Source organism: Mycobacterium sp. (assembly GCF_035653355.1).
Lineage (GTDB): Bacteria > Actinomycetota > Actinomycetes > Mycobacteriales > Mycobacteriaceae > Mycobacterium.
In genome coordinates, this window is sequence record NZ_DASRBZ010000239.1 from 1 (window position 1) to 2163 (window position 2163).

3 protein-coding genes are annotated in these 2163 nt (G+C 63.8%); all 3 read right to left on the reverse strand.

The annotated features are described in order from the left end of the window. Positions 1-511 (reverse strand): NAD(P)/FAD-dependent oxidoreductase (locus tag VFA16_RS08155; protein WP_324967330.1); only part of this gene is annotated, 511 nt, incomplete at its 3' end. Positions 512-631: 120 nt separating this feature from the next. Further along, positions 632-1549, reverse strand: coding sequence for an LLM class F420-dependent oxidoreductase (locus VFA16_RS08160; RefSeq protein ID WP_324967331.1), 918 nt, complete (start codon positions 1547-1549; stop codon positions 632-634). Between the two features lie 47 nt (positions 1550-1596). Next, positions 1597-2163: SDR family oxidoreductase (locus VFA16_RS08165; protein WP_324967332.1), on the reverse strand; the 567-nt coding region annotated here is incomplete at its 5' end.

Below are 2163 nucleotides of genomic sequence, written 5' to 3' on the forward strand. Positions count from 1 at the left end.
GCAGCTTTTTTCGTCGTTCCGGATCACTGGAGCGTTCGGCCTGCTCGAATGCACTCAGGATCCGGCCGCGCAGTTCCAGGGCATCGTCGATGGATTTCATGCCGGGCGCAAATTCGGCGAAGTGGTCGTTGCCGAAGTAGGACTGCCCCGCCCCGGCCGCGACGATCAGGCTGTCATAGTGCGTGGTGTAGGTGTGGCCGAGCAATTCGGAGACGACGTATTTGCCCGTCAGGTCGATGCGGGTGACGTCGCCGAGCAACACCTGCACGTTGCGCTGCCGGCGCAGCACCACCCGCGTCGGCGGGGCGATCTCACCCTCGGAGATGATGCCGGTCGCAACCTGATACAGCAGCGGCTGAAACAGATGGTGGGTGGTGCGGGCGATCAGCTTGATGTCGACGTCGGCCCTCTTGAGCTTCTTGGCCGCGTTGAGTCCGCCGAATCCCGATCCGATGATGACGACCTGGTGGCGACGACCGGGCGCAGCACTGGCTTCGGTTTGGGCACTCATTGGTTGGGGTAGCTCCTGACGGCGACTGCGGTTCGTTTACACCGTAGTCGGCGCGGGGGGTGGCCGGCCGCATCGAAGCCTGTGTGATCAGCCACATCACGCCGGATGCCGCCGTTTGTGTTACACGGCCACCAGCGGCCGCAGCGCCTCACCGACGGCGGTGACGACGCCCGGGCGGTAGAACGGAATGTTGATGATCACGCCGTCGAGTCCCGCATCGAGCGCCTTCGTTTTGACCTGCTCGGCGATTTGTGCCGGACCACCCGCCACCATGCGCTGACTCATCCGGTCGGGAACGGCGTCGGGTGTGGCGTTCTCGTCAACCAGCACGGTCAGCAGCATGCTGGTCTCCAGCGACGAACGGTCTCGGCCGACTTCGTCGCACCGCGTGGCCAGAGCGTCGAGCTTGCCTGTCAGCTCGTCGAATCCGCCGATGATGTTGAGATGATCGGCGTAGCGGGCGGCGATCGAGAACGTCTTCTTCTCGCCGCTGCCGCCGATCAAAATCGGGATGCGGTCGCGGTAACGCGGCTCGGCCATCGCCTGTTCGGTCGTATACCACTTGCCGGAAAATGTCGGCCGATCGCCTTTGATCATCGGGTCGACGATCTGCAGCGCTTCCTCGAGCCGGTTGAACCGGTCGGTGAAAGTGCCGAACTCGAATCCCAATTGGCGATGTTCAAGCTCGAACCAGCCGGTACCGATGCCCAGGATCGCCCGGCCAGCGCTCACCACATCGAGCGTGGTGATGATTTTGGCGAGTAGCGCAGGGTTGCGGTACGTGTTGCCAGTTACCAAGGCCCCCAATTGAATTTGCTTGGTCGCGGTCGCCAATGCACCCAGCGTGGTATACGCCTCGAGCATCGGCTGGTCAGGCGGACCCAGCACCGGCAGTTGGTAGAAATGGTCCATGACGAAGACGGCGTCGAATCCGGCTGATTCGGCTTCTCGGGCTTGCGCGATGACAGTCGGGAAGAGTTCGGTTACGCCGGTGCCGTAGGAGAAGTTGGGGATCTGTAGTCCGAGTCGAATAGCCACGCTGGTAACCGTAGCGGGCCATACTTACCCCCGCGAATACTGGCCCGTTAGTCGAAATGCGCCATGGCACCGTGGCTGACATGCAGCGTCTGGCCGGTGATATGGCGCGCTGCAGAAGTCGTGAGAAACACTGCCAGCCGGGCGATTTCAGCCGCGACCGGAGGTGGTGTGCGGGTTAATCCCTCGTAACCGGGCTGCGCACCGCGCCCCGAGGCAACCGCGTTGACGGTGATTCCGCGGGTGCCGAACACATTGGCCTGACCGGCGACCCAGTTCGACAATGCCGCTTTGACCGCGGCGTCGGCGCTTCCCGGCTGCGGGTTTTCCGCGACCACCCCGATGATCGAGCCGCCGGAGCGCAGATGATCGCCCACGGTTTGCACGGTCAGCACCGCAGACAGCACGGTCACGTCGAAGGCATGACGCCATGCATGGGCCAGATCGGACAGCGAGTAGGCGCGCGGGTCGCCGGCATCCCAGCGCGGGGCGGGCACGTTGACGATGGTGTCCAGGTGATGCGGGAAGAGCGCGCGAACCTCGGCCAGGCTTGCGGCGTCGGTGTTGTCGCACACGATGGCATCCGCGTCCAGTTCCTTAGCGGCGACTTCGAGATC